At 70.3% G+C, this 22,645-nt stretch carries 19 protein-coding genes; 12 read left to right on the top strand and 7 right to left on the bottom strand.

All coding sequences use genetic code 11. From position 1 onward, the window contains the following. Positions 1-12: 12 nt before the first annotated feature. Both oadA and BM214_RS01985 read left to right on the top strand, forming a co-directional pair. A complete protein-coding gene (oadA, locus tag BM214_RS01990) occupies positions 13-1,836 on the top strand; it encodes a sodium-extruding oxaloacetate decarboxylase subunit alpha (RefSeq protein WP_090483526.1) in 1,824 nt (607 codons plus the stop codon). Positions 1,837-1,845: 9 nt separating this feature from the next. After that, positions 1,846-2,439 carry a Maf family protein gene (locus BM214_RS01985; protein ID WP_090483525.1) on the top strand — a complete coding sequence of 198 codons (594 nt, stop codon included), beginning with the start codon at positions 1,846-1,848 and terminating at the stop codon, positions 2,437-2,439. A 22-nt stretch (positions 2,440-2,461) separates the two neighbouring features. Here BM214_RS01985 and BM214_RS01980 read toward each other — a convergent pair whose 3' ends face one another. Next, positions 2,462-2,890, bottom strand: a complete 429-nt coding sequence (locus tag BM214_RS01980) for an FHA domain-containing protein (RefSeq protein ID WP_090483524.1) — start codon at positions 2,888-2,890, stop codon at positions 2,462-2,464. A 155-nt stretch (positions 2,891-3,045) separates the two neighbouring features. Between BM214_RS01980 and BM214_RS01975 the strand changes: the two genes are divergently transcribed. Both BM214_RS01975 and BM214_RS13075 read left to right on the top strand, forming a co-directional pair. After that, positions 3,046-3,993: an L-lactate dehydrogenase gene (locus BM214_RS01975; protein WP_090483523.1), complete on the top strand. Its 948-nt coding sequence runs from the start codon at positions 3,046-3,048 to the stop codon at positions 3,991-3,993. Between the two features lie 74 nt (positions 3,994-4,067). Further along, a complete protein-coding gene (locus BM214_RS13075; RefSeq protein WP_090483522.1) occupies positions 4,068-4,253 on the top strand; it encodes a hypothetical protein in 186 nt (61 codons plus the stop codon). A gap of 41 nt (positions 4,254-4,294) precedes the next feature. On the opposite strand, the gene BM214_RS01965 is transcribed toward BM214_RS13075, so the two are convergent. Together BM214_RS01965 and ubiG are read right to left on the bottom strand one after the other, a co-directional pair. After that, a complete protein-coding gene (locus BM214_RS01965) occupies positions 4,295-4,681 on the bottom strand; it encodes a thiol-disulfide oxidoreductase DCC family protein (RefSeq protein ID WP_090483521.1) in 387 nt (128 codons plus the stop codon). Beyond that, positions 4,678-5,445, bottom strand: coding sequence for a bifunctional 2-polyprenyl-6-hydroxyphenol methylase/3-demethylubiquinol 3-O-methyltransferase UbiG (ubiG, locus tag BM214_RS01960; protein ID WP_244887812.1), 768 nt, complete (start codon positions 5,443-5,445; stop codon positions 4,678-4,680). The genes BM214_RS01965 and ubiG overlap by 4 nt, the downstream gene beginning before the upstream one ends. Before the next feature lie 269 nt (positions 5,446-5,714). Between ubiG and lexA the strand changes: the two genes are divergently transcribed. Continuing rightward, complete coding sequence (gene lexA, locus BM214_RS01955) at positions 5,715-6,314, top strand: transcriptional repressor LexA (RefSeq protein ID WP_090483691.1); 600 nt, start codon at positions 5,715-5,717, stop codon at positions 6,312-6,314. 20 nt (positions 6,315-6,334) lie between these two features. Here lexA and BM214_RS01950 read toward each other — a convergent pair whose 3' ends face one another. Both BM214_RS01950 and BM214_RS01945 read right to left on the bottom strand, forming a co-directional pair. Beyond that, positions 6,335-7,330 (bottom strand): alpha/beta fold hydrolase, encoded by a 996-nt coding sequence (locus BM214_RS01950; RefSeq protein WP_090483519.1) that lies wholly within the window; start codon positions 7,328-7,330, stop codon positions 6,335-6,337. Between the two features lie 9 nt (positions 7,331-7,339). After that, positions 7,340-7,687 (bottom strand): carboxymuconolactone decarboxylase family protein, encoded by a 348-nt coding sequence (locus tag BM214_RS01945; RefSeq protein WP_218149023.1) that lies wholly within the window; start codon positions 7,685-7,687, stop codon positions 7,340-7,342. A 113-nt stretch (positions 7,688-7,800) separates the two neighbouring features. Here BM214_RS01945 and BM214_RS01940 point away from each other — a divergent pair, with 113 nt between their 5' ends. After that, entirely contained in the window at positions 7,801-9,312 is a 1,512-nt protein-coding gene (locus tag BM214_RS01940) for a DUF2868 domain-containing protein (RefSeq protein ID WP_090483518.1), read from the top strand. Then, complete coding sequence (locus tag BM214_RS01935; RefSeq protein WP_090483517.1) at positions 9,309-10,712, top strand: GTPase/DUF3482 domain-containing protein; 1,404 nt, start codon at positions 9,309-9,311, stop codon at positions 10,710-10,712. Before BM214_RS01940 ends, BM214_RS01935 begins: the two co-directional genes overlap by 4 nt. Here BM214_RS01935 and BM214_RS01930 read toward each other — a convergent pair. Together BM214_RS01930 and pabB are read right to left on the bottom strand one after the other, a co-directional pair. Next, complete coding sequence (locus tag BM214_RS01930; RefSeq protein ID WP_090483516.1) at positions 10,700-12,355, bottom strand: methyl-accepting chemotaxis protein; 1,656 nt, start codon at positions 12,353-12,355, stop codon at positions 10,700-10,702. The genes BM214_RS01935 and BM214_RS01930 overlap by 13 nt on opposite strands. A gap of 111 nt (positions 12,356-12,466) precedes the next feature. Further along, on the bottom strand, positions 12,467-13,858 hold the full coding sequence (gene pabB, locus BM214_RS01925; RefSeq protein WP_090483515.1) for an aminodeoxychorismate synthase component I: 1,392 nt from the start codon (positions 13,856-13,858) through the stop codon (positions 12,467-12,469). Positions 13,859-14,009: 151 nt separating this feature from the next. Here pabB and nhaC point away from each other — a divergent pair, with 151 nt between their 5' ends. The 5 genes from nhaC (at position 14,010) to BM214_RS01900 (ending at position 22,574) form a co-directional block, all read left to right on the top strand. After that, positions 14,010-15,539 (top strand): Na+/H+ antiporter NhaC, encoded by a 1,530-nt coding sequence (gene nhaC / locus BM214_RS01920; protein ID WP_090483514.1) that lies wholly within the window; start codon positions 14,010-14,012, stop codon positions 15,537-15,539. Between the two features lie 219 nt (positions 15,540-15,758). Next, positions 15,759-16,946, top strand: a complete 1,188-nt coding sequence (locus BM214_RS01915) for an efflux RND transporter periplasmic adaptor subunit (protein WP_090483513.1) — start codon at positions 15,759-15,761, stop codon at positions 16,944-16,946. After that, positions 16,946-20,035 carry an efflux RND transporter permease subunit gene (locus tag BM214_RS01910; RefSeq protein WP_090483512.1) on the top strand — a complete coding sequence of 1,030 codons (3,090 nt, stop codon included), beginning with the start codon at positions 16,946-16,948 and terminating at the stop codon, positions 20,033-20,035. Before BM214_RS01915 ends, BM214_RS01910 begins: the two co-directional genes overlap by 1 nt. Then, on the top strand, positions 20,032-21,684 hold the full coding sequence (locus tag BM214_RS01905) for a TolC family protein (protein WP_090483511.1): 1,653 nt from the start codon (positions 20,032-20,034) through the stop codon (positions 21,682-21,684). Before BM214_RS01910 ends, BM214_RS01905 begins: the two co-directional genes overlap by 4 nt. Further along, the gene (locus tag BM214_RS01900) at positions 21,681-22,574 is read left to right on the top strand and encodes an AEC family transporter (RefSeq protein WP_177217551.1); all 894 of its coding nucleotides are present in this window, start codon (positions 21,681-21,683) and stop codon (positions 22,572-22,574) included. Before BM214_RS01905 ends, BM214_RS01900 begins: the two co-directional genes overlap by 4 nt. Positions 22,575-22,645: the final 71 nt, after the last annotated feature.

Genomic DNA, 22,645 nt, shown 5'->3' with positions numbered 1-22,645 from the left:
GTATCCCGAATCATGTCCAAGGTAACGATCACCGACCTGACCCTGAGAGACGGCCACCAGAGCCTGATCGCCACGCGCATGCGCACGGAGGACATGCTGCCCATCTGCGACAAGATGAACGCGGCGGGCTTCTGGTCCCTGGAGGTCTGGGGCGGCGCCACCTTCGATGCCTGCCTGCGCTTCCTCAAGGAGGACCCCTGGGAGCGCCTGCGCCAACTGCGCGAGGCCCTGCCCAACACCCGCCTGCAGATGCTGCTGCGGGGCCAGAACCTGCTGGGCTACCGCCACTACGCCGACGACGTGGTGCGCGCCTTCGTGGCCCGCTGCGCCGACAACGGCATGGACGTCTTTCGCATCTTCGACGCCATGAACGACACCCGCAACGTGCGCGTGGCCATCGAGGCGGTGAAGAAGGAGAACCGGCACGCCCAGGGGGCCATCAGCTACACCACCAGCCCCGTGCACACCCCGGAGCAGTTCGTGGCCATGGCGCGGGAGATGGTGGAGATGGGCTGCGACAGCATCGCCATCAAGGACATGGCCGGCCTGCTCACCCCCTATGCCACCGGGGAACTGGTCTCTGCCTTGGTGGACGCGGTGGACGTGCCCATCCACCTGCACACCCACGCCACCGCCGGCCTGGCGGAGATGTGCCATCTCAAGGCGGTGGAACACGGCGCCAGCAACATCAATACCTGCATGTCCGCCTTCGCCGGCGGCACCAGCCACGCCCCCACCGAGAGCATGGTGGCGGCCCTGCGCGGCACGGCATACGACACCGGCCTGGACCTGGCGGCCCTGCAGGAGATCGGCTTCTATTTCCGTGAGGTGCGCAAGAAATACCACCAGTTCGAGAGCGAATTCACCGGCGTGGACACGCGGGTGCAGACCACCCAGGTGCCCGGCGGCATGATCTCCAACCTCATCAGCCAGCTCAAGGCCCAGGGGGCCCTGGACAAGGTGGGGGCCGTCATGGAGGAGATCCCGCGGGTGCGCGAGGACCTGGGCTACCCGCCCCTGGTGACCCCCACCTCCCAGATCGTGGGCACCCAGGCGGTGATGAACGTACTCACCGGGGAGCGCTACCAGACCATCACCAACGAGGTGAAGAGCTACCTCCAGGGCCGCTACGGCCGCACCCCGGGGCAGGTGAATGCCGTGGTGCGGCGCAAGGCCATCGGCGACGCCGAGGTGATCGAATGCCGCCCGGCGGACCTGCTGGGCCAGGAGATGGACAAGCTGCGCACCGAGGTGGGCGACCTGGCTGGCAGTGAGGAGGATGTGCTCATCTACGCCATGTTCCCGGAACTGGGGCAGGAATACCTGGAGCACCGCCGCGACGGCAAGCTGGTGCCCGAACCCCTGGAGCCCGTGGGCGCCTCCAAGGAGGACAAGACCGCCCCGGTGGAATTCAAGGCCACCCTGCACGGCGAGACCTACCACATCCAGGTCACCGGCACCGGACACAAGCGGGACCACGAACGCCCCTTCTACGTCACCGTGGACGGCATGCCCGAGGAGATCGTGGTGGAGACCCTGGACGAGCTGGAGGTGGACGGCAGTGGTGGTGCCCGCCGCGGCGGGGCCCAGGGCAGCGTCCGCCCCCGCGCCACCAAGCCCGGCCACGTGAGCACCTCCATGCCCGGCACCATCATCGACGTGCTGGTGAAGGAAGGGGACGAGGTGAAGCCCGGCGACGGGATCCTGATCCTGGAGGCCATGAAGATGGAGACCGAGGTCCAGGCCCCGGTGGGTGGCGTGGTACGCGCGGTGCACACGGCCAAGGGGGACAGCGTCAACCCGGACGACGCCCTGGTGGAGATCGAGGAGGCCTGAGGCGGATCCATGCACGACCATGCCCCCGCGCTGGTCCTGGCCTCCACCTCCCCCTTCCGGCGGGAGCTGCTGGAGCGGCTCATGCTGCCCTTTACCACCTGCGCCCCGCAGGTGGACGAAACCCCCGTCCCCGGGGAACCCCCCGAGGAGATGGTGCGGCGCCTGGCGGTGGCCAAGGCCCGCGCCGGGGCAAAGCTCCATCCCGGGGCCCTGGTCATCGGCTCGGACCAATGCGCCGCATGCGACGGGCGCATCCTGGGCAAACCGGGAAGCCACGAACGGGCGGTGGAGCAGCTCATGGCCCTCTCCGGCCGCCGCGTGGTCTTCCATACGGGATTGTGCCTGCTGGACGGGCGCAGCGGCGGGACCCAGGAGGCGGTGATTCCCTTCCCCATCCGCTTCCGGGAACTGACGCCGGAACAGATCGAAACCTACCTGCAGCGGGAGCGGCCCTACCGCTGCGCCGGCAGCATCCGCTCGGAGGGCCTGGGGATCGCCCTGTTCGAAGCCATGGAGGGGGAGGATCCCACCGCCCTGGTGGGCCTGCCCCTGATCCGGCTCACGCAGATGCTGGAGCAGGCGGGACGGCCCGTACTGGCCTAGGGTCGGACGGGGTCATGGCCCCTCAGTGGGGCACGTGGAAGGCCACCAGGTCCGGGTCCCCCTCGCGGATGGGCCGCCCCAGGCTGATCACCCCCTCCCCCACCAGGGGGACCTCCTCCCCGTTGAGCAGGCAGATGGGTTCGGAGCCGTGGATGCTCACGTAGGTGCCGTTGGTGCTCTGGTCGATGAGGATGAACTTGCCCTTGCGGTAGATCACCCGGGCGTGGTGACGGGAGGCCACGGGCACCATCACCACCAGATCGCAGTCGGTGCTGCGCCCCATGACGAAGACCCGGTCGGCAGCGGTGAAGGCGGTCTCCTTACCGTGGAAGGAGAACCCCATGCGGGCGTTGAGGTCATAGAGCTTGCGCACGTCCTCCGCACTGATCCGCTGGGTGGGGGCGTTGTCCTCCTGCTCGGCATGGGGGTCGTTGCCCGGGGATGGTTTCATTGCGCACAATCCTCTGGAATGCAGGTGGCGGGCGCCACGGTATCTCCGTTCCGCTGCCTGTCGGGAATTATGACGCCGGACAGGGAGCCATTCTGTGATCCCTTCCGGACTTTGTCCACGGCCGCCGCGGTCGGCCAAGCCCGAGGGGAAACACCATGACCAGCTTCAGCCATGCGGTGGGCATCATCGGCACGGGCAACGTGGGGGTGGCCGCCGCCTATGCCCTCTTCCAGCGCCAGATCGCCGGGGAGCTGGTGCTCCTGGACAAGGACCCCAGACGCGCCGAGGGGGAGGCCATGGACCTGATGCACGGCCAGTCCCTGGTGGGCCGGGTCACGGTCCGCGCCGGCGACTATGCGGACCTGAAGGGGTGCCGCGTCATCGTCGTCACCGCCGGGGTGAACCAGAAACCCGGGGAGTCCCGCCTGGACCTGCTCAACCGCAACGCCGCCGTGTTCCGGGAGATCGCCGCCCAACTGGACCGGCACGCACCGGAGGCGGTGCTGGTGATCGCCACCAATCCCGTGGACATCCTCACCCGCGTGATGCAGCGCCTCAGCGCGCGCCCGGCGGAACGCATCATCGGCACCGGCACCATGCTGGACACCTCCCGCTTCCGGGCCGCCCTGGGGGACTACTACGGCGTGAACCCCCGCTCGGTGCACGCCTATATCATGGGCGAGCATGGGGATTCCGAGGTCCCCATCTGGAGCACCGCCAAGGTGGGCGGGCTGAGCCTGTACCGCCAGACCGTCCACGGCCGGCCCTTCGACGAGGGGGCCATGGAGGCCCTGTTCCAGCGGGTGCGCACCGCCGCCGCCGACATCATCTCCCGCAAGGGCTACACCAACACCGCCATCGGCCTGGTGATCGCCTACCTGGTGCGGGTGATCCTGGAGGACCAGAAGAGCGTGCTGCCGGTGAGCGTGGACCCAGAGGGGGAATACGGCCTGCGGGAGGTATGCCTGAGCATCCCTTGCATCATCGGCGCCAGCGGCATGGAGGGCCTGGTGGCCCCGGTGATCAGCGATGCCGAGCACCAGGGCATGGTGCGTTCCGCCCGCATCCTCCGGGACAGCCTGGAGGGGATGGTGATCGGCTGATCCCCTGGATTCGGCGGGGGCGGCGGGTATAATCCCCGCGCCCGAAACGTTCCTGGAGCCTAAGCGAACACCCCATGGAGCATACCGCCCCTGTCCCCCTGCGCGCCCGTGCGGGCCGTTTCGTGGAATCCCGCCGCGTCCAGCGCTTGATCATCGCCCTGATCCTGGTGAACGCCGTCCTCCTGGGCCTGGAGGCCATGCGCCGGGAGATGGCCTCCCGGGACGGGGACAACCCCCGCACCCCGGGGGACGGGGCCTGAAGACGCGCCCCCGGGTGGCCCCACCCGGGGGCGGCAACGGCTCAGACCGAACAGACCCCCCGCCGCCGACCGCGCCAGCGGGCGAAGACCTTGTAGCCCATCTCCATCAGGGGCAGCACACCCGGCACCAGGCACACCCCGCGGGCCAGCCAGCGGTATCCCGGCAGATGGGTCCAGATGAGGACGAATGCCCGTGCCCCGGTGACCACCCGGCCCGAGGCATCCCGTGCATGCATGTGCCGCATGGCCGTCTCCCAGTCTACGCCGATACGTTCCAGCACAGCGGGATCGGCGTGGATGTCCAGCCAGCACACCCGACCGTCCCGGTCCAGGCGCTGGTAGTGGCGGATCTCCCGCCGGCAGAGGCCACAGCCACCGTCATAGAAGACCTCCGGGCGGCCGTCGGTGGGGGACAGTGTATCGGTCATCGGACATCTCCTTCGGGGCGATGGGTCATGAGCATGTAGTTGACCGCCATGGAGCGGCTCGGGGTCATGCGGCGGGTGAAGGGGTTGACGCGCACACCGGTCGCCTCCGCCACCCGGATCCCGTCCCGGGCCAGCAGGGCCTGAAGCTCCCGGGGCTTACGGAACCGCCGCCACTGATGGGTGCCCCGGGGCAACCAGCGCAGCAGGTATTCGGCGCCGAGGATCCCGGCGACAAAGGAGGCCGGTGTGCGGTTGAGGGTGGCGATACAGCCGTATCCCCCGGGGCGCTGCAGACGGTTGCAGGCCGCCATGAAGCCGGGCAGGTCCGCCACATGCTCCACCACCTCCATGTTGAGCACCACGTCGTAGCGGGCGCCGCGATGGGCCAAGGCCTCGGCGGTCCCCACCTCATAGGTCAGGTCCAGGCCGCTGTCCCGGGCATGCCGGCGGGCCACGGCGATGTTATCCGCGGTCACGTCCACCCCGTGCACCCGGGCCCCCATGCGCGCCATGGCCTCGCTGAGGAGGCCGCCGCCGCAACCGATGTCCACCAGGGAAAGCCCCGCCAGGGGCCGGGGGGCCTGGGCATCCCGGCCCAGGCGCTGGCACAGGTGGTCCCGGATCCAGGCAGTGCGCAGACGGTTAAGGGTATGCAGCGGCCAGAAGGGCCCCTGCGGGTCCCACCAGCGCTCGGCCAATCGGGTGTAACGGGCCACCTCGGCGGGGTCCACCGAGGAGACGACTGGATCCGGTTCGGGGCGCACGGGAGGACTCCTTTGGGGTTGAGCGGGGCTTTGCCGTGTCCTGGTTTCGTACCTGGTTTGGAGCGGCCGTCCCATGCGGGGGTTCCACCGCTTGGCGATCCCGATACACCCTTGGTCGCCGCGCCCGGTCCTCCTCGCACGGGAACCCGGGGGCAGGCCCAGATGCCGGCGGCGATGCACACCGCCTTCACGGCCATCCCCATCACTCCGCCCCTTGCCGCGGCGCAGGCATTGCCCTACTGTGCATGGGTATAGAGATGGAGATGCCCATGGAGAAGCTGACCCCCAGGCAGGCCGAGGTCCTGACCTTCGTGCGCGATTACATGCAGTCCCACGGCATGCCGCCCACCCGTGAGGACATCATGCGGGCCTTCGGCTTTCGCTCCCCCAACGCCGCCGAATGCCACCTGCGCACCCTGGCGCGCAAGGGGGCCCTGGAGATCCTGCCGGGGACCTCCCGCGGCATCCGCCTGCCGGACCCGCCGGGACTGCCCCTGGTGGGACGCGTGGCCGCCGGTGCCCCCATCCTGGCGGAGGCCCATATCGAGCAGCATTTCCAGATGGACCCCCATCTGTTCCATCCCCGTCCCGACTACCTGCTGCGGGTGCGGGGGGAGAGTATGACCGGTGCGGGCATCCTGGACGGCGACCTGCTGGTGGTGCACCGCACCCCCGAGGCCCGTAACGGCCAGATCGTGGTGGCCCGGCTCGGGGATGAGGTCACCGTCAAGCGCCTGCAGCGCAAGGGCCCCCGGGTGGAACTGATGCCGGAGCACCCGGATCACGAACCCATCCGCGTGGACCTGCGCCGGCAGGAACTGGCCATCGAGGGCATCGGCGTGGGGGTGATCCGCAGCACCCCGGCGTGAATCCCGGGGGCGGCCGCCCCTCAGGGGGACGTATCCGTCTCCAGCCAGGCCTCCACCTCGCGCACCACGGCCCGCGGACACTCCTCCTGGGGCACGTGGCCACAATCGGGGATCACCGCGGTCTGCGCCCGGGGCAGGGCCCCGGCCGCCCGCAGCGAGTCCTGCGGGTCCACCACCCGGTCCGACGCCCCCACCAGCACCAGGGCGGGCTGGCGGATCTGCCCCAAATGATCGCTCACGTTCACAGGCTGGGTCAGGGACTGGCGGAAGAGCTCGCCCCAGGCCAGGTCCCAGTGGCGCACGCGGGTATGGATCAGGGTCAGGGCCCGGCGCTGCGGGTCGATGCGCTCCGGATGGGCATAGGACAGCTCCAGCAATGGCGCGCGGCGACCCATCTGTCGGGCCAGGAACAGGCTCAGACGCCCCATCTGGGGGGATTCCGCCAGCCACTGCGGGAAGGTGGGCCGGTTCACGTAGACCCAGGGGTTCACCAGGATCAGGCCCTCTACCCGTTGCGGACGCTGCAGGGCCGCCTCCAGGGCCAGGGTCCCGCCGGCGGAGTTGCCCACCAGCACCGCCCGTTCCACCCCCTGGGCGTCCAGGAAGGCGAACAGATGATCCAGGGCCGCCGCCTTGGTGTAGGGACTGGGGCCGGACCACTCCCCGGGCACCGGCTTGGCACTCAGGCCATAGGGCACCTGATCATAGGCCAGCACGCGGCCTTGGCGGGCCAGGTCGTCCATGACCCGATTCCAGGTGAAGGCATTGAAGGTGAAGCCGTGCAGCAGCACGAAGGTGGGCCCCTCCCCCGCCGTACCCGCCTCCAGATAGTGGAGCTTCAGGCCATCGGTACCCGGGGACTCCACTTGTATGAACCGGCTCTGGGGCGGTGCCACCTCGGCAGCCGTCTCCAGGCCCTGGATGGGCGCCGTGGGGATGAAGAACGGCCCGATGGCCAGTCCCAGCGCCCCCACGAGGAGCACGCCCCCCAGCAGGATCAACAGCCAGCGCAGCATGGGGCGGCCTTACTTGTCGAAGGCCTCGAGGGCGTTATGCACCTCGGCGATATAGGTCATGGCCGGACCGCCCCCCATGAGGATGGCCACCTTGCACACATCCACGATCTCCGCGCGGGTGCCCCCCGCCTGCAGCACCTTCTGCACGTGGATGCCGATACAGTACTTGCAGCGGGCGGTGATGGCCATACCCAGGGCGATGAGCTCCTTGGTCTTCTTGTCCAGCACATCGTCCTCCAGGGCCTTTTCCATGAAGCCGTTGAAGGCGGTCATGGTGTCCCGGGCCTCGGACTTCATCATGCCCATGCCGGACTGGAAGTTCTTCAGGGACTGGGTCATGCCGTTGACGTTGTCCATGATGCGCGACCTCTGCGGGGTTGGATTCACTCCCATGATGACAGCAAAGGGGCCGCGTGGCGATCCCCGGCCCGCTTGGCGCGGATCGGGGGGCGCCGTATAGTGACGCCGCCATGAACCTGACCACCCCCCAAACCGCCCTGCCCCGCCCGACCTTCGCCGATCGCCTGACGGCGGAGGCGGTGCGCATCCACGAAGACCAGACCGGCCGCGTCCTGGACGAGGACGGGGCCTGGGATGCCGGCCGCCGCAGCGGCGGGGACCTGGAGCGGCGCATCATCGCCCGCGCCGGGGCCACCCGCCTCGGTGGGGAGATCCGTCAGGCGGCGGAGGGCGTCCTCACCGGCGCACGCTGGATGCTGGTGGCGGCCCTGGCCCTCGCCCTGCTGCTGGGCACCGGGGCCGCCGGGGCCGCCCTGGGGGCCCCCCTGCCGGACCGGGGCGGACAGGTGAACATCGCCTGGGCCCTGGGCGGGCTCCTGGGGGTGCAGACCCTCATGCTGGCCGCCTGGGCCGGGACCTTCCTGCTGCCCTCCGGGGGCGGCGGACTCCTGGGACGGGCCGCCCTCCAGGCCGCCGGCACCCTGGGGCGGCGCCTGCTGCGCCGCCAGGCCCATATCCTCGCCCTGCGGGCCCTGCTGCGTCTCCTCGGCCGCAGGCGCCTGGGGCTGTGCACGGCGGGCGCCCTCACCCACGCCCTCTGGGCCGCCTTCGGCGTCGGGGCCCTGCTGGCCTGCCTGTGGACCCTGAGCGTGCGCCAGTACGACTTCCTCTGGGGTACCACGCTCCTGTCCGAGGCCGACTTCGTCTCCCTGGTCACCGCCCTGGGCAGCCTACCCGCCGCACTCGGCATCCCGGTGCCCGACGACGCCCTCATCCGGGCCAGCCGTCTGGGGGACCCCCTGCCGGCCGAGGGCCGCATCCAGTGGTCCGGCTTCCTGCTGGGCTGCCTGCTGATCTACGGCGTGATCCCGCGCCTGCTCCTGGCCCTGCTCTGCGCCGGGATCTCCCGCCGCCTGGCGGCGCGCCTGCCCCTGGATCTCACCGCCCCGGGCTACGCCCGCCTGGTGCCGAGGCTGCAGGAGGACCATCAGCGCATCGGCATCATCGACCCGCGGCCCGTGGACCCCCCCGCCCTACCCCAAAGGCGCCGCCCCCGCCCTCCCCCGGGGCGGGGCGCCCCGCTGGCCCTGGTGGGCTACGAACTGGAGCATGCCCCGGATCACTGGCTGCAGCGGGCCGACGGCAGCCGCTGCCTGCCCCTGGGGCAGGTGGACGACCGTGCCAGCCGGCGGGACGTGCTGGCGGCCCTGGATGCCCTGGACCCGGCCCCCGCGGCCGTGGTGGCGGTCTGCTCCCTGGCCCGCACCCCCGACCGCGGCGCCGAGAGCTTCCTGTCGGACCTGAAGGCCCGGGCGGGGGTGCCCCTCTGGGTGCTGCTGGACCAGGCGGGCACGGCCCGGGAACGGGGCATCGACCCCCAGGCGCGTCACGCCGTCTGGCGGGATCTGGCCCTGCGGGCCGGGGCCGAACGCTGTCTGCCGCAGCGGACACCCGAGAAGGACTTGCAAGACGCCGGGACCCTGCTCGAGGCACTGGAACAGCCGGAGGAACCCCAGCCATGAGCGAAGAACTGCTTCAGGTGGCCGTGGTGGGCCACACCAATACCGGCAAGACCTCCCTGCTGCGCACCCTCTCCCGGGACACGGACTTCGGCGAGGTGTGCGATGCACCCGCCACCACCCGCCATGTGGAGAGCACCCGCATCCTGGTGGACGGCGAGGCGGTGATGGCCCTCTACGACACCCCGGGGCTGGAGGATGCCCCCGGGATCCTGGACTGGATGGAGGCCCGGCGCGGCCCCCGTGCCCCGGGGGCGGAGACCCTGGAAGCCTTCCTGGAATCCGGTGAGGCGATCCGGCGCTTCGAACAGGAGGGCAAGGTGCTGCGCCAATTGCGCGCCAGCCACGTGGGGCTCTACGTCATCGACGCCCGCGAACCGGTGCTGGGCAAATACCGCGATGAACTGAGCGTGCTCGGGCTATGCGCCCGCCCCCTGGTGCCGGTGCTCAACTTCGTGGCCGGCCCGGACACCCGCGAGGCCGAATGGCGGGAGGCCCTGGCGCGCCTGGGGCTGCACGCCGTGATCGGCTTCGACTCGGTGGTCTACGACCTGCAGGAAGAACTGCGCCTGTACGAGAAGCTGCGCAGCCTGCTGGACCGCTTCCGGGATCCCCTCACCCGGCTCATGGAGGCACGGGCCCGGGAGGCCCAATGGCTGGAACGGGCGGCGGCGGAACTGGTCGCCGACCTGCTCATGGACGCCGCCGCCTGCACCCTGGTGGTACCGGTGCAGGCGGTGCAGGACGGCAGTGCCCTGACCGACCTGCAGGCCCGCATCCGCCGGCGGGAACAGGAATGCGCCCAGGCCCTGCTGGCCCTGTACCGCTTCCGCGCCGGCGACTACGCGGCGCGGCAGCTCCCCCTGGAGGACGGGTGCTGGGGGCTGGACCTGTTCACCCCCGAGGCCCTGGGCCATTACGGCCTGCGCACCGGCGAGGGTGCGGCGGTGGGGGCGGCCGTGGGGCTGGCGGTGGACATCCTGGCCCTGGGCACGACCCTGGGGGCGGGCACCGCCACCGGGGCCACGGCCGGGGCCCTGGCGGGGCACACCCCGGGACTCGGCCGGCGCCTGGCCCAGCGCCTGCGGGGGCGGCGGGAGCTGCGTCCCGGCGAGGCCACCCTGCGCCTATTGGCCCTGCGCGGCCGCCAACTGGCCCGGGCCCTGTCCCGCCGCGGGCACGGCACGGAAAAGGCCCTGGAGCTGGACACCCCCACCGACGATGCCTGGCGCCGCGGCCGGCTTCCGCCCCCCCTGCGCCGCGCCCGGCTGCATCCGGACTGGTCCCGCCTGACGCCGGGGGCCGGCGGGCTGGAGTCCCGGGCCCGGGCCCTGGCCCTGGGGGAACTCACCGCCGCGCTCATGGACGCGGCGGATACCCCGCAGTCCCCTCAGACCCGATAACCCGACACCCGGCCCTGCAGTTCTGTGGCCAGGCGCGCCAGTTCCTCGCTGGCGGAGCTGATCTCGTTGGCGCTGCCCGAGGTCTGCTCCGTGGCCTGGCTGATGCTGGTGATGTTGCGGTTGATCTCCTCGGCAACCGCGGACTGCTCCTCGGCGGCGCTGGCGATCTGGGCGTTCATATCGTTGATATTGTGGATGGCCTGCTCGATGGCCTGCAGTGAACTCCCCGCCTTGCCGGCCTGATCCACGCTCTCCCGGGCCTTGTTGCGTCCCTGCTCCATCACCTGCACGGCACCGCTGGCGCCGCTTTGCAGGCGCTCGATCATCTCCTGGATCTCCGTGGTGGAATCCTGGGTGCGACTGGCCAGGGTGCGCACCTCGTCCGCCACCACGGCAAACCCGCGCCCCTGCTCCCCGGCCCGGGCCGCCTCGATGGCGGCGTTCAGGGCCAGCAGGTTGGTCTGTTCGGCGATGCCCCGGATCACGTCCAGCACCTTGCCGATCTCCTCGCTGTCGGCGGAGAGGCGGTGGATCACCTCGGCGGCGTTCTCCACCTCCTTGGCCAGGGTCTCGATGGAATGCACCGTCTGGTCCACCACCTGACGCCCCGCCTGGGTCTCCTGCTGGGTCTCCTGGGCGGATTGGGCCGCCTGGGAGGCGTTCCGCGCCACCTCCTGCACGGTGGTGGTCATCTCGTTCATGGCCGTGGCCACCTGATCCGTCTCCGAGTGCTGGCGCTGCACCTGTTCCCGGGTCTGCCCCGAGGTGGCGGAGAGCTGCTCCGCGGCACTGGAGAGCTGTGCGGTGGCGCCGGCCACCTGTTTCACCAGTTCATGCACCCGCTCGGCGAAGGCATTGAAGCCCCGTGCCAGGTCCGAGAGTTCATCCTTGCCCTGGACCTGCAGACGCCGGGTCAGATCACCGCTGCCGGTGGCCATGCCGTGCAGGGTCTGGGACAGTGCCCGGATGGGATTCACCAGGCTGCGGGCGAAGAACAAGGAAGCGACAACGCCCAAGATCAGTACCAGGGCCAGCATCCCCAGCATGCGCAGCAGCATGCTGTCCATGCCGCGGCTGACGATGGCCTCGGCTTCCGAGGTGGGGATACCCAGCCCCATGATGCCGATGACCCGGTTGCGGGCATCGAACAGGGGTTCGTAGGCGGTGAGATGGGGCTCACCGCGGACACTGGAATGCCCCACGAAGCGCTCGCCGTCGATCACGGCCTGATAGGCCTGGGTGTCCCGTTCCAGGATCGTGCCCACGGCACGGCGGCCGTTGTCCCCGACGACACTGGTGACCACGCGGCGGAAATCCTGTCCATCCCGGGTGAACAGGGTGAAGACCAGGCCCAGGTCGCTGCTGATGGCATCGGCCATCTCGTGGCGTCCGTCCAGGGGTCGGCCCTCGCCGTCCACCAGTTCCCCGCCGGAGACCCCGACCCCGCCGTAGTACCGTTCCATATAGACCCGCGCCGCCCGCAGATCCCCGTCCGCCTTCTTCAGGAGGGTGTGATTCACCAGGGTGCGGGCGGTATCGGCGCCGGAGAGATAGGACACCGCGGTGAGACTGCCCCCCACCAGGATCAGGCCCAGCACGGCGAACAGGATCAGCCGGCTCTGTATCTTCAGGTTTTGTAGCATGGTCTGGATTCTCTTCGTGAAAACGGGGTCGGGGCACGGGGATGCGCCCCGTTTTTCGCGTTATCGGCCACCAGCGGGGCATTCTTGAACCCGGTACCGTACGGCATGCGCTTAGCCGGGTCGCAGCAGCGCCTGCAGGGCCGCCGCCTTGTCCACCGTCTCCCGGTATTCCGCATCCCGCTCGGAGCCGTTTGTGATCCCCCCGCCGGCCCAGAAGCGGATCCGGCCGCGGGTATGCACCAGGGTGCGGATGGCGATGTTGGTGTCCATGGCGCCGTCGAACCCGATATAGCCGATGGCCCCGCAATAGACGTCGCGCCGATGGGGCTCCAGTTGGGCGATGATCTCCATGGCGCGGCGCTTGGGGGCGCCGGTGATGGAGCCGCCGGGAAAGCAACCCCGCAGCAGGTCCAGGGCATCCCGGCCCGGGGCCAGGCGGCCGGTGACCGTGCTCACCAGGTGATGCACCCGGGCATAGCTCTCCACCTGGAACAGGGAGGGCACCGTCACGCTGCCGGTGGCGCAGTTGCGTCCCAGGTCGTTGCGCAGCAGGTCCACGATCATGACGTTCTCCGCCCGGTCCTTGGGGCTGTCCGACAGTTCCCGGCGCAGCGCCTCGTCCTCGGCGGCGGTCCCGCCCCGGGGCCGGGTCCCCTTGATGGGGCAGGTCTCCACCGCTCCCTCCCGCAGATGCAGGAAGCGCTCCGGGGAATTGCACAGGATCTGCCCCCAGGGCAGATTGAGATAGGCCCCGAAGGGGGCCGGGCTCTGCCGCCGCAGGGCCAGGTAGCCGCGCCAGGGATCCCCCCGGGTGGCCCCTTCCAGGCGCCGGGCCAGATTCACCTGATAACAGTCCCCGTCCCGGATCCACCCCTGCAGCCGCGCAAACCGGGTCGCGTAGTCCCGCGGGCCCAGGTCGGTGACCAGGGGCCCGCGGGCCCGCAGGGGCGGACCGCCGCGGGGTGTGGCGGGCCGGGCGAAGCCCTCTTCCAGATCCCGCCAGACCCCCGCCGTGGCCGGATCCCGGCCCCGCGTGGCCAGATACGCGCGGGCCTCCCGATGATCCACCACCACGCACCAGTCATAGATCCCCAGGGCCATCTCCGGCAGGGCCCCGGGTTCTTCGGGCGCCGGGGGCAGCCCCTCCAGGCGGTATCCCAGTTCATAGCCGAGATAGCCCACGGCCCCGCCGGCGAAGGGCAGGCCCTCCAGCGGTGCCAGGGGCTCGCCCAGAAGGCGGCGCAGCACCTTCAGGGGATCCCCCCGGGTCTCCCATGCCGATCCGTCCCGGTGCCGCACCCGGGTCAGTCCGCCATGGGTCACCACCGTCATGAAGGGATCGCCGCAGAGGAGATCGTAGCGTCCCCGGGGGAACCCCGCACCGGCGCCGCCGCTGTCCAGCAGCATGGACCAGGGCCGGTGGGCGATGGCCTCCAGCAACCGGGCACCGTCCCCCGGATAGGGCAGAGGACGGATGCGGGGCGGGGACGAACGCGTCGGCATGGACTGGCTCATGGGATCGGCAGGGCATTGTACCGGCCGGGACGGGTGGGAGTGCACCGTCCGGCCGCTTTTTATGCCTTTTGGTTGTCGAATTTTCATGATTTCGAGCATTCGGGCATAATAACCGGATCATTGGCCCTATGGAGTCCTCATGACCTGCCCATCCCAAGACACTGAACTGCCTCGAATCCCCCTCCCCAATCTCGCCATCGCCCTGCTCCCCATCGTCTTCACGATGACCCTCATGCTGCTGCAGATCGTCGCCTTCGACGATTTCGTGCCCCACGTCCCCCTGGCCCTGGGTATCGCCTTCACCGGCCTGTTGGGCTGGATGCGGGGCATCCGCTGGTGGCGCATGGAAAACGGTCTCTACCACGTGGTGCATATCGGTCTGCAGTCGGTGGCCATCCTGGTCACCGTGGGCATGATCATCGGCACCTGGGTCCTCTCCGGCACGGTGCCGCTGCTCATCTACTACGGCCTGCAGCTGATCACGCCCGAACTGTTCCTGCTCACCGCCATGCTGCTCACCGCCGTCATCTCCATCGCCCTGGGCACCTCCTGGGGTACCGTGGGCACCGTCGGCCTGGCCCTGGTGGGCATCGGCGAGGGCCTGGGCATCCCCATGGCCCTCACCGGCGGCGCCATCGTCTCCGGGGCCTTCTTCGGCGACAAGATGTCCCCCCTGTCGGACACCACCAATCTGGCCCCCGCGGTCACCTCCACCGACCTGTTCAGCCACATCCGCAACATGATGGCCACCTCCGTGCCCGCCCTGCTCATCGGCGGTATCCTCTATGGGGTCATCGGCGCCGGCTTCAGCGGCAGCGACCTGGACCCCACCCGCATCGACGCCATCCTCTCGGGACTGGAGAACCAGTTCGTGCTGCATCCGGTGCTGCTGCTGCCGCCGGTGCTGGTGCTGGGCCTGGCGGTGACCCGCTTCCCGGTACTGCCCACCCTCTTCCTGGGGGCCATCACCGGGGCCCTCATGGCCATGCTGGTGCAGGGCGTGGGGCCCGTCGAGGCGGTCATGGCCATGCAGGACGGCTTCGTCAGCCAAACCGGCGTGGCGTCGGTGGACAACCTGCTCACCACCGGCGGCATCCAGTCCATGATGTGGACCATCTCCCTGGTGCTCATCGCCCTGGCATTCGGCGGCATCCTGGAACAGACCCGCAGCGTCGAGGCCATCCTCAAGGCCATCATCGGCGCCGTGCGCGGGCGTTTCTCCCTGGTGCTGGCCAGTACCGGCGCCGCCGCCGGCACCAATGTCATCTCCGGTGATCCCTATCTCTCCATCGCCCTGCCGGGGCGCATGTTCGCACCGGTCTACCGGGGCCAGGGGCTGTCCACCCTGAACCTGTCCCGTTCCGTGGAGGAAGGCGGCACCCTCATCAACCCGCTGATCCCCTGGGGCGCCGGGGCCGCCTTCACCGCCGGGGCCCTGGGCATCCCCACCCTGGTCTATGCCCCCTTCGCCTTCACCTGCTGGATCTCGCCCCTCATCGGCCTGCTGTTCGCCGCCACCGGCTGGTTCATGCCCCGGGCCACCGAGGCGGAGGTGCGCCAATGGCAGCAGGAGGAAGAGGCCATCCTCACCCAGGACGGCATGGCCAACTGCGCCGATCTGGACCCCGAGGAGATCGAACGGGCCTTCGACTGCTACCGCCGGCGTTGATCCTGCCCATGGCGGCCGGGCCCCTTGGCCCGCGCCCGGTCGCCGCCCTATACTTTCGATCCGTTCCAGATGGACGGCATCTCACCGCGGGTCCCGGGTCAACCGGGCCCGCCATCGTGCCTTCATCCTTCCCATACACCGGTCCTCTCCCGGACGGACCCCGTACCTTCGAAGCAGGTCCGCCCGGGTCCATTCCCTGCAACGGACGTGAACCCGCCCATGCGCCGCGCACTGCTCGTCATCCCCACCGCCCTGGTGATCCTGACCCTGTTCCTGTGGTGGATGGGGCGACCGGACCCAGGCCCAGGGGCCGGTCCCGGAGGGGGCGACCAGACGGTCACCGTGGCCGCCGCAGCGGTGGAACAGACGCAGATCACCGAGCGATTGCCCTTCACCGGCACATTGCGGTCCGCCCATCGCGTGGAGATCGCCACCCGGGTCACCGGGGAACTGGAACGCCTGCACGTGGACATCGGGGATGTAGTCTCCCCGGGGGATCTGCTGGCGGAGCTGGACGACGACGAGTTCCAGCAGGAAGTGGAACAGGCCCAGGCGGAACTGGGCGTTTCCCGGGCCACCCTGCAGGAGAGCGAGGCGGCCCTGGCCCTGGCGCGCAAGGAACTGGCCCGCACCCGGGAGCTGCGGGCGCAGCGCATCGCCTCGGAGGCGGAGCTGGAGACGGCCGCCACCGAGGTGGAGGCCCAAAAGGCCCAGGTGATGCTGGCCCGGGCCCAGGTGCAGCAACGTCAGGCGGCCCTGCGGAACGCCCGCATCCGCCTGGGTTACACCCGCATCCACGCCGACGTGGAACCGGGGGCCGGGGCATGGCGGGTGGGGGAACGCCTGGTGGACCCGGGCAGCCTGCTGCAGGCCAATACCCGCATCCTCACCCTGGTGAACCTGCAGCCCCTGATTGCGCGGATCCATGTCACCGAACGGGACTACACCCGCCTGGCGGTGGGCCAGCCGGCAGAGATCAGCGTCGCCGCCTTCCCCGGGGTGGGCTTTGCCGGGGAGGTGGCCCGCATCGCCCCGGAATTCGACGAGGACTCGCGCCAGGCCCTGGTGGAGATCCACGTGCCCAATGACAACGAGCGCCTGCGCCCCGGCATGTTTGCAGAGGTGCAGGTGCGCACGCGCACGGTGGAGCGGGCCACGGTGGTGCCGGTGGAGGCCTTGGTGGAACGGGATGGACGCCGCGGCGTGTTCCGGGTGGAGGAAACGGATACGGGACCGGTGGCCCGCTTCGTCCCCGTGGAGACGGGCATCGAGACGGAGGGTCGCGTGCAGATCCTCTCCCCCGAGATGGAAGGCCGGGTGGTGACCCTGGGGCGGCATCTGCTCACCGATGGCACCCGCCTGCGCCTGGGGGAACTGGATGAGGTGCTCATCGAGGGCGTGCGCTGATGAATCCCGCCCGTTTCACCGTCCACCGCCCCGTGTTCACCTCCATGGTGACCGCCATCGTGGTCACCCTGGGGCTCATGTCCCTGCTGCGCCTGCCCATCGATCTGCTGCCGGATCTCAGCTTCCCCACCCTGTCGGTGGTCACCAGCTACGAGAACGCCGGGCCCGAGGAGATGGAACAGCTCATCACCCGCCCGGTGGAGGAGGCGGTCTCCGCCGTCCCCGGGGTGGAGGAGGTCACCTCCACCTCGTCGGAGGGCAGCAGCAGTGTACGGGTCTCCTTTGGTTGGGGCACGGACCTGGACACCGCCGCCAATGACGTGCGCGATCGCCTGGAGCGCATCCTGGACAGCCTGCCCGAGGACGCGGAGCGGCCGCAGATCCGCCGCTTCGACAGCTCCGATATCCCGGTGATGCTGGTGGGGGTGGCGGCGGACCTGGACCCCATCGAACTGCGCCAGATCATCGACGATCTCATCCGCCCCCGCATGGAACGGGTCCCCGGGGTCGCCGCCGTGGACGTCTGGGGCGGCCTGGAACGGGAGATCCGCGTGGAGGTGGACCCGCAACGGCTGCGGGCCCTGGAACTGGGCCTGGAGACCATCCGCCAGGCCCTGCGGGATGCCAACGTCACCGCCCCGGCGGGCCAGATCACCCGCGGGGACATGGACCTGCGGCTGCAGACCCCGGGGGAATTCGAGAACCTGGAGCAGATCCGCGACCTGGTGCTCGCCTATCGGGACGGTGCCCCGGTGCGCCTGCGCCAGGTGGCCCAGGTGCACGACACCCACCAGCGCATCACCCGCCTGATCCGCATCAACGGCACCCCCGGCGTTCGCCTGGCGGTGCGCAAGCAGTCCGACGCCAACACCGTGGAGGTGGCCCGGGCCATGCGCGCGGCGGTGGACCGGCTGAACCGGGACTTTCCCCAGCTGGCCATCGACGTGGCCATCGACACCTCCCGTTTCATCGAACGCTCCATCGCCAACGTCAGCCGTTCCATCCTCTACGGCGGTAGCCTGGCGGTGCTGGTGCTGCTCTTCTTCCTGCGCCACCTGCGCTACACCCTGGTGGCCGCCACCGCCATCCCCGTATCGGTGATCGCCACCTTCGGCCTGATCCACTTCGGCGGCTTCACCCTCAACCTCATGACCCTGGGGGGGCTGGCCCTGGGGGTGGGCCTGATGGTGGACAACGCCATCGTGGTCATCGAGAACATCGCCCGGCGCCGCACCGAGGAGGATCTGGCCCCGGACCAGGCGGCCACCGCCGGCACCGGCGACGTGGCCGCCGCCGTCACCGCCAGCACCCTCACCACCCTGGCCATCTTCACCCCCATGTTCTTCGCCCAGGAACTGGCCGGGGTCTTGTTCAAGCAGCTGGCCTTCGTGGTGGCCTTCGCCCTGTTCTGCTCCCTGCTGGTGGCCCTCACCCTGGTGCCCATGCTCATGGGGCGCCGGGCCACGGTGCGGCCTCGGCGCATCTCCCGGCCCGCCCAGCGCCTGAGCGATGGGGCCGGGAAGATCCTCTCGGCCCTGGAACGAGGCTATCTGCGCGCCCTGGACCGGGTGCTGGCGCGGCGCTGGCCCGTCATCGTCGTCAGCGCCGTGCTCTTTTTAGGCTCGCTGGCCCTGATCCCCACCCTGGGCACGGAATTCATGCCCCCCTCGGACGAGGGGGAACTGCGCATCAGCGTGGAGATGGAGCCCGGCACGCGCCTGGAGATCCTGGACGCCGCCGTGCGGCGCATGGAGGCGATCGTGGAACGAAGCGTCCCCGAGGTGGAAAACCTGGTCACCAGCGTCGGGGCCTCCAGCTACCGCTCCACCTCCCCTTCCACCGCCCAACTGCGCATCTCCCTGGTATCCGAGGCACAGCGGTCCCGATCCACCGGCCAGATCGCCGCCCAGCTGCGCCGGGAGTTGGGGGGCATCCCCGGCGCCGTGGTGCGGGTGCGCGCCAGCCAGGGGATGATGCTGCGCATGGGCGGGGGCGGCAACGATGAACGCCTGAGCCTGGAAGTGCGCGGACTGGACCTGGAGGCCATTGACCGGGTGGCCGAGGAGATCCGCGAGCGCATCCGTTCCATCGAGGGAATCACCGATGTACGCCTGAGCCGGGACGATACGCGGGAACAGCGCCTGGTGCGCATCGACCGGCAGCGGGCGGCGGATCTGGGGGTGAGTGTCTCCGAGGTAGCCCGTACCCTGGAAACCGCCCTCAGCGGCAGCAGTGCCGGACAGTACCGGGACCGGGGCACGGAGACCCGCATCTGGGTGCAGCTGGAGGACGCCGAGGCTATGGACCTGGAAGAGGTGCTGGACATCACCCTCCCCGCATCCGAAGGGGAACCCGTGGCCCTGCGCGCCCTGGTGCATCTGGAAAGGGACCGGGCCCCGCTGGAGATCGAGCGCAAGGAACAGCAGCGCACCAATACCGTCTACGCCAATATCGCCGGCCGCGACCTGGGCTCCATCGTCGCGGACGTGCGCGCGGCCGTGGACGGCATCCCCCTGCCGCGCAACGTGGAGATCACCTTCGCCGGGGACTTCGAGGAACAGCAGAAGGCCTTCCGGGAACTGGGGCTGGCCCTGGTGGTGGCCATCGCCCTGGTGTATATGGTCATGGCCAGCCTCTACGAATCCCTACGGGATCCCTTCATCGTCATGTTCTCCGTCCCCCTGAGCCTCATCGGCGTGGTGGCCCTTCTGCTGCTCACCGGCACCACCCTGAACGTGCAATCCCTCATCGGCATCATCATGCTGGCGGGGATCTCGGTGAACAACGCCATCCTGCTGGTGGACCAGAGCGCCCGCCTGCACCGGGTGGAGGGGCTGCGGTCCATGGAGGCGGTGCGGGAGGCCGGACGGCGGCGCCTGCGCCCCATCCTCATGACCGCCCTCACCACCATCCTCGCCCTCATCCCCCTGGCCATCGGCGCCGGGGAGGGGGGCGAGACCCAGGCCCCCATGGCCCGGGCCGTCATCGGCGGCCTGATCAGCTCCACGGCCATCACCCTGCTGCTGATGCCGGTGCTCTACACCCTGTTCCATCCCGATCCCGCAACCCCCAAGGCGGAGACCCCATGACGGCCACCCAACTGCCCCGGCGCCCCGTCCACGCCCTGGTGCTGGGTCTGCTGCTGACCTTGCCCGCAGCGGCCCCGGCCGGGGAAGAGGACCCGGTACCCGCACCCCCCACCCTGGACGCCCCCCTGGAACCGGCCGGAAGGGAACCCCGCCCATCCGCAGCGGCGCAGGCACTGGGACTGCCCCAGGGGGATCTCCCGCCCCCGGACTCCGGGGAAGGGCTGACCCTGTCGGTGGAGGACGCGGTGCTCATGGCCCTGCGGCACAACCGCTCCCTGGCCGCGGAGCAACTCCAGCCCGCCATCACCGGCACCTTCGAGGCGGTGGAGCGGGCCGTCTTCGACCCGGAACTCTTCGCCGAAGCGAGCGCCTCCCGGGAGGAGTCGGTGCGCCAGTTCAGCGAGGTGAACCGGCCGCCGGCGGTGAGCCTCTCGCAGCGGGAACAGGCCGAGGCGGGTCTGCGCCAGAGCCTGCCCACGGGCACGGACATCGAACTGACCCTGAGCGCCAGCCGCAGCGAGCGCCGCGACCAGATCAGCACCACCGAGCAGTTCACCTCCCGCGCCGGCCTCACCCTCACCCAGGCCCTGCTGCAAGGGGCCCGCATCGACTCCAATCTGGCCAGCCTGCGCCAGGCCCGGGTGGACACCGCCATCTCCCGCTATGCCTTCCGGGGCTTCGCCGAATCCCTGGTGGCGGACGTGGAGCAGGCCTACTGGGACTACGTCCTGGCCAGCCGCAACACCGCCATCTACGAGGAATCCCTGGAAGTGGCCCGCCGGCAGCTGGAGGAGACCCGCCAGCGCATCCGCGTGGGCGACCGCCCCGAGACCGAGGAGACCTCGGCCCTGGCGGAGGTGGCCCTGCGCCGCCAGGGGCTCATCGACGCCCGTTCCCAGCGGGCCCGGGCCCGCATCCGCCTGCTGCAGCTCATCAATCCGCCAGCGGCCCGCTGGGACAGCCGCATCCAGGCCGAGGACAGCCCGACCCCCGACGTCCCGCCCCTGGAACCGGTGGCGGCCCATCTCCAACTGGCCATGGACCTGCGCCCGGACCTGAACGAGGCCCGGCTGCAGCTGCAGCGGGGCGAACTGGAGGTGGTGCGTACCCGCCAGGGCCTGTTGCCCCGGTTGGACCTGTTCATCACCCTGGGCCGGAGCGGCTACGCCGACAGCTTCGGCTCCGCCTGGCGCGCCGTGGACGACGAGGGCTACGACTACAGCGTGGGTCTGCAGTTCTCCCACCCCCTGGGTAACCGCGCCGGGGAGGCCGATGCCCGCCGCGCCCGGCTGTCCCGGGAACAGGCCCTGGAATCCCTGTACCACATGGAGCAGCTGACGGCCCTGGACGTGCAGAACGCCTGGTACGAGGCCAACCGCACCCGGGAGCAGATCGCCGCCACCCGCCAGACCCGCATCCTGCAGGAACAGGTGCTGGAAACGGAACAGACCCGCTTTCGCGTGGGCAGCGGCACCGCCCTGGCGGTGGCCCAGGCCCAGCGGGACCTGCTGGAGAGCCGCCTGGATGAGATGGAGGCCATCATCCGCCACCGCCAGGCCCTCACCGACCTGTACCGGCAAAGCGGCACCCTGCTGCTGCGCCGGGGCATCGAGGCCCCCGGGGACACCCGCGCGGAAACGGCCTATTGACCGCCCTCGCCCTGCTCGTCCCCACCTTCCTGCTCCTGGCCACCGGGGCTGTCCTGCGGCGCTGGGCGGGGCTGGGGCAGGGCTTCTGGTCGGACCTGGAATGGCTGATCTACCATATCCTCTTCCCGGCCCTGCTGTTCGGCTCCCTGGCGGGCCGCCCCCTGGAACTGGGCAATGCCGCGGGCATGATCCAGACCGGGGCGTTCTCCCTGGCGACGGGAATGCTCCTGGCCCGCCTGGGGCGGGGCTGGATGGGGCTCTCGCGGCGGGATTTCGCCTCCGCCTTCCAGTGCGCCTTCCGCTTCAACTCCTACATCGGCTTCGCCATCCTCGGGGGGCTGTACGGCGACCGCGGCGTGGCCGCCTTCGCCATCCTGGCGGGGTTTATGGTCCCCCTGGCCAACCTGGGGGCCGTATGGGCCCTGGCAAGCCATGGGCAGCAGGGCCTGCTGCGGGAACTGGCGCGCAACCCCCTGGTGCTCTCCACCTTCGCCGGGCTGGCCTGGTCCCTGGCCGGCTGGCCCCTGCCGGGGATGGCCGCCACCACCCTGGACTTCCTCGGCCAGGCCGCCCTGCCCATGGGGCTCCTGGCCGCCGGTGCCGGCCTGCACCTGTCGGGCCTTGGGGTGCACGTGCCCGCCGTGCTCTACCTGGGGCTGGTGAAACTCATGGCCGTTCCCGCCGTGGCCTTTGCCGCCGCCACCTGGACCGGGCTCCAGGGGCCCTACTTCGCCGCCGCCCTGGTGCTGGCGGCCCTGCCCACCGCCTCCTCGGCCTACATCCTGGCGGTACGCATGGGCGGCGACGGCCGCATCGTCGCCGCCCTCATCGCCGCCACCACCCTGGGGGGCAGCCTCACCCTGCCCTTCTGGCTCACCCTCCTGCCCTGAATCCCCGGGTCCGGACTCCCCCCGGCCATCACCGTGGCACCCCCCCTTGCGATTCCGCAAGGACGTAAAAC

The sequence above is a fragment of the Ectothiorhodospira mobilis genome (assembly GCF_900114895.1).
Classification (GTDB): domain Bacteria; phylum Pseudomonadota; class Gammaproteobacteria; order Ectothiorhodospirales; family Ectothiorhodospiraceae; genus Ectothiorhodospira; species Ectothiorhodospira mobilis_A.
The sequence above is the reverse complement of the archived record's forward strand: the minus strand, read 5'-3'. Positions and strand labels throughout refer to the sequence as shown.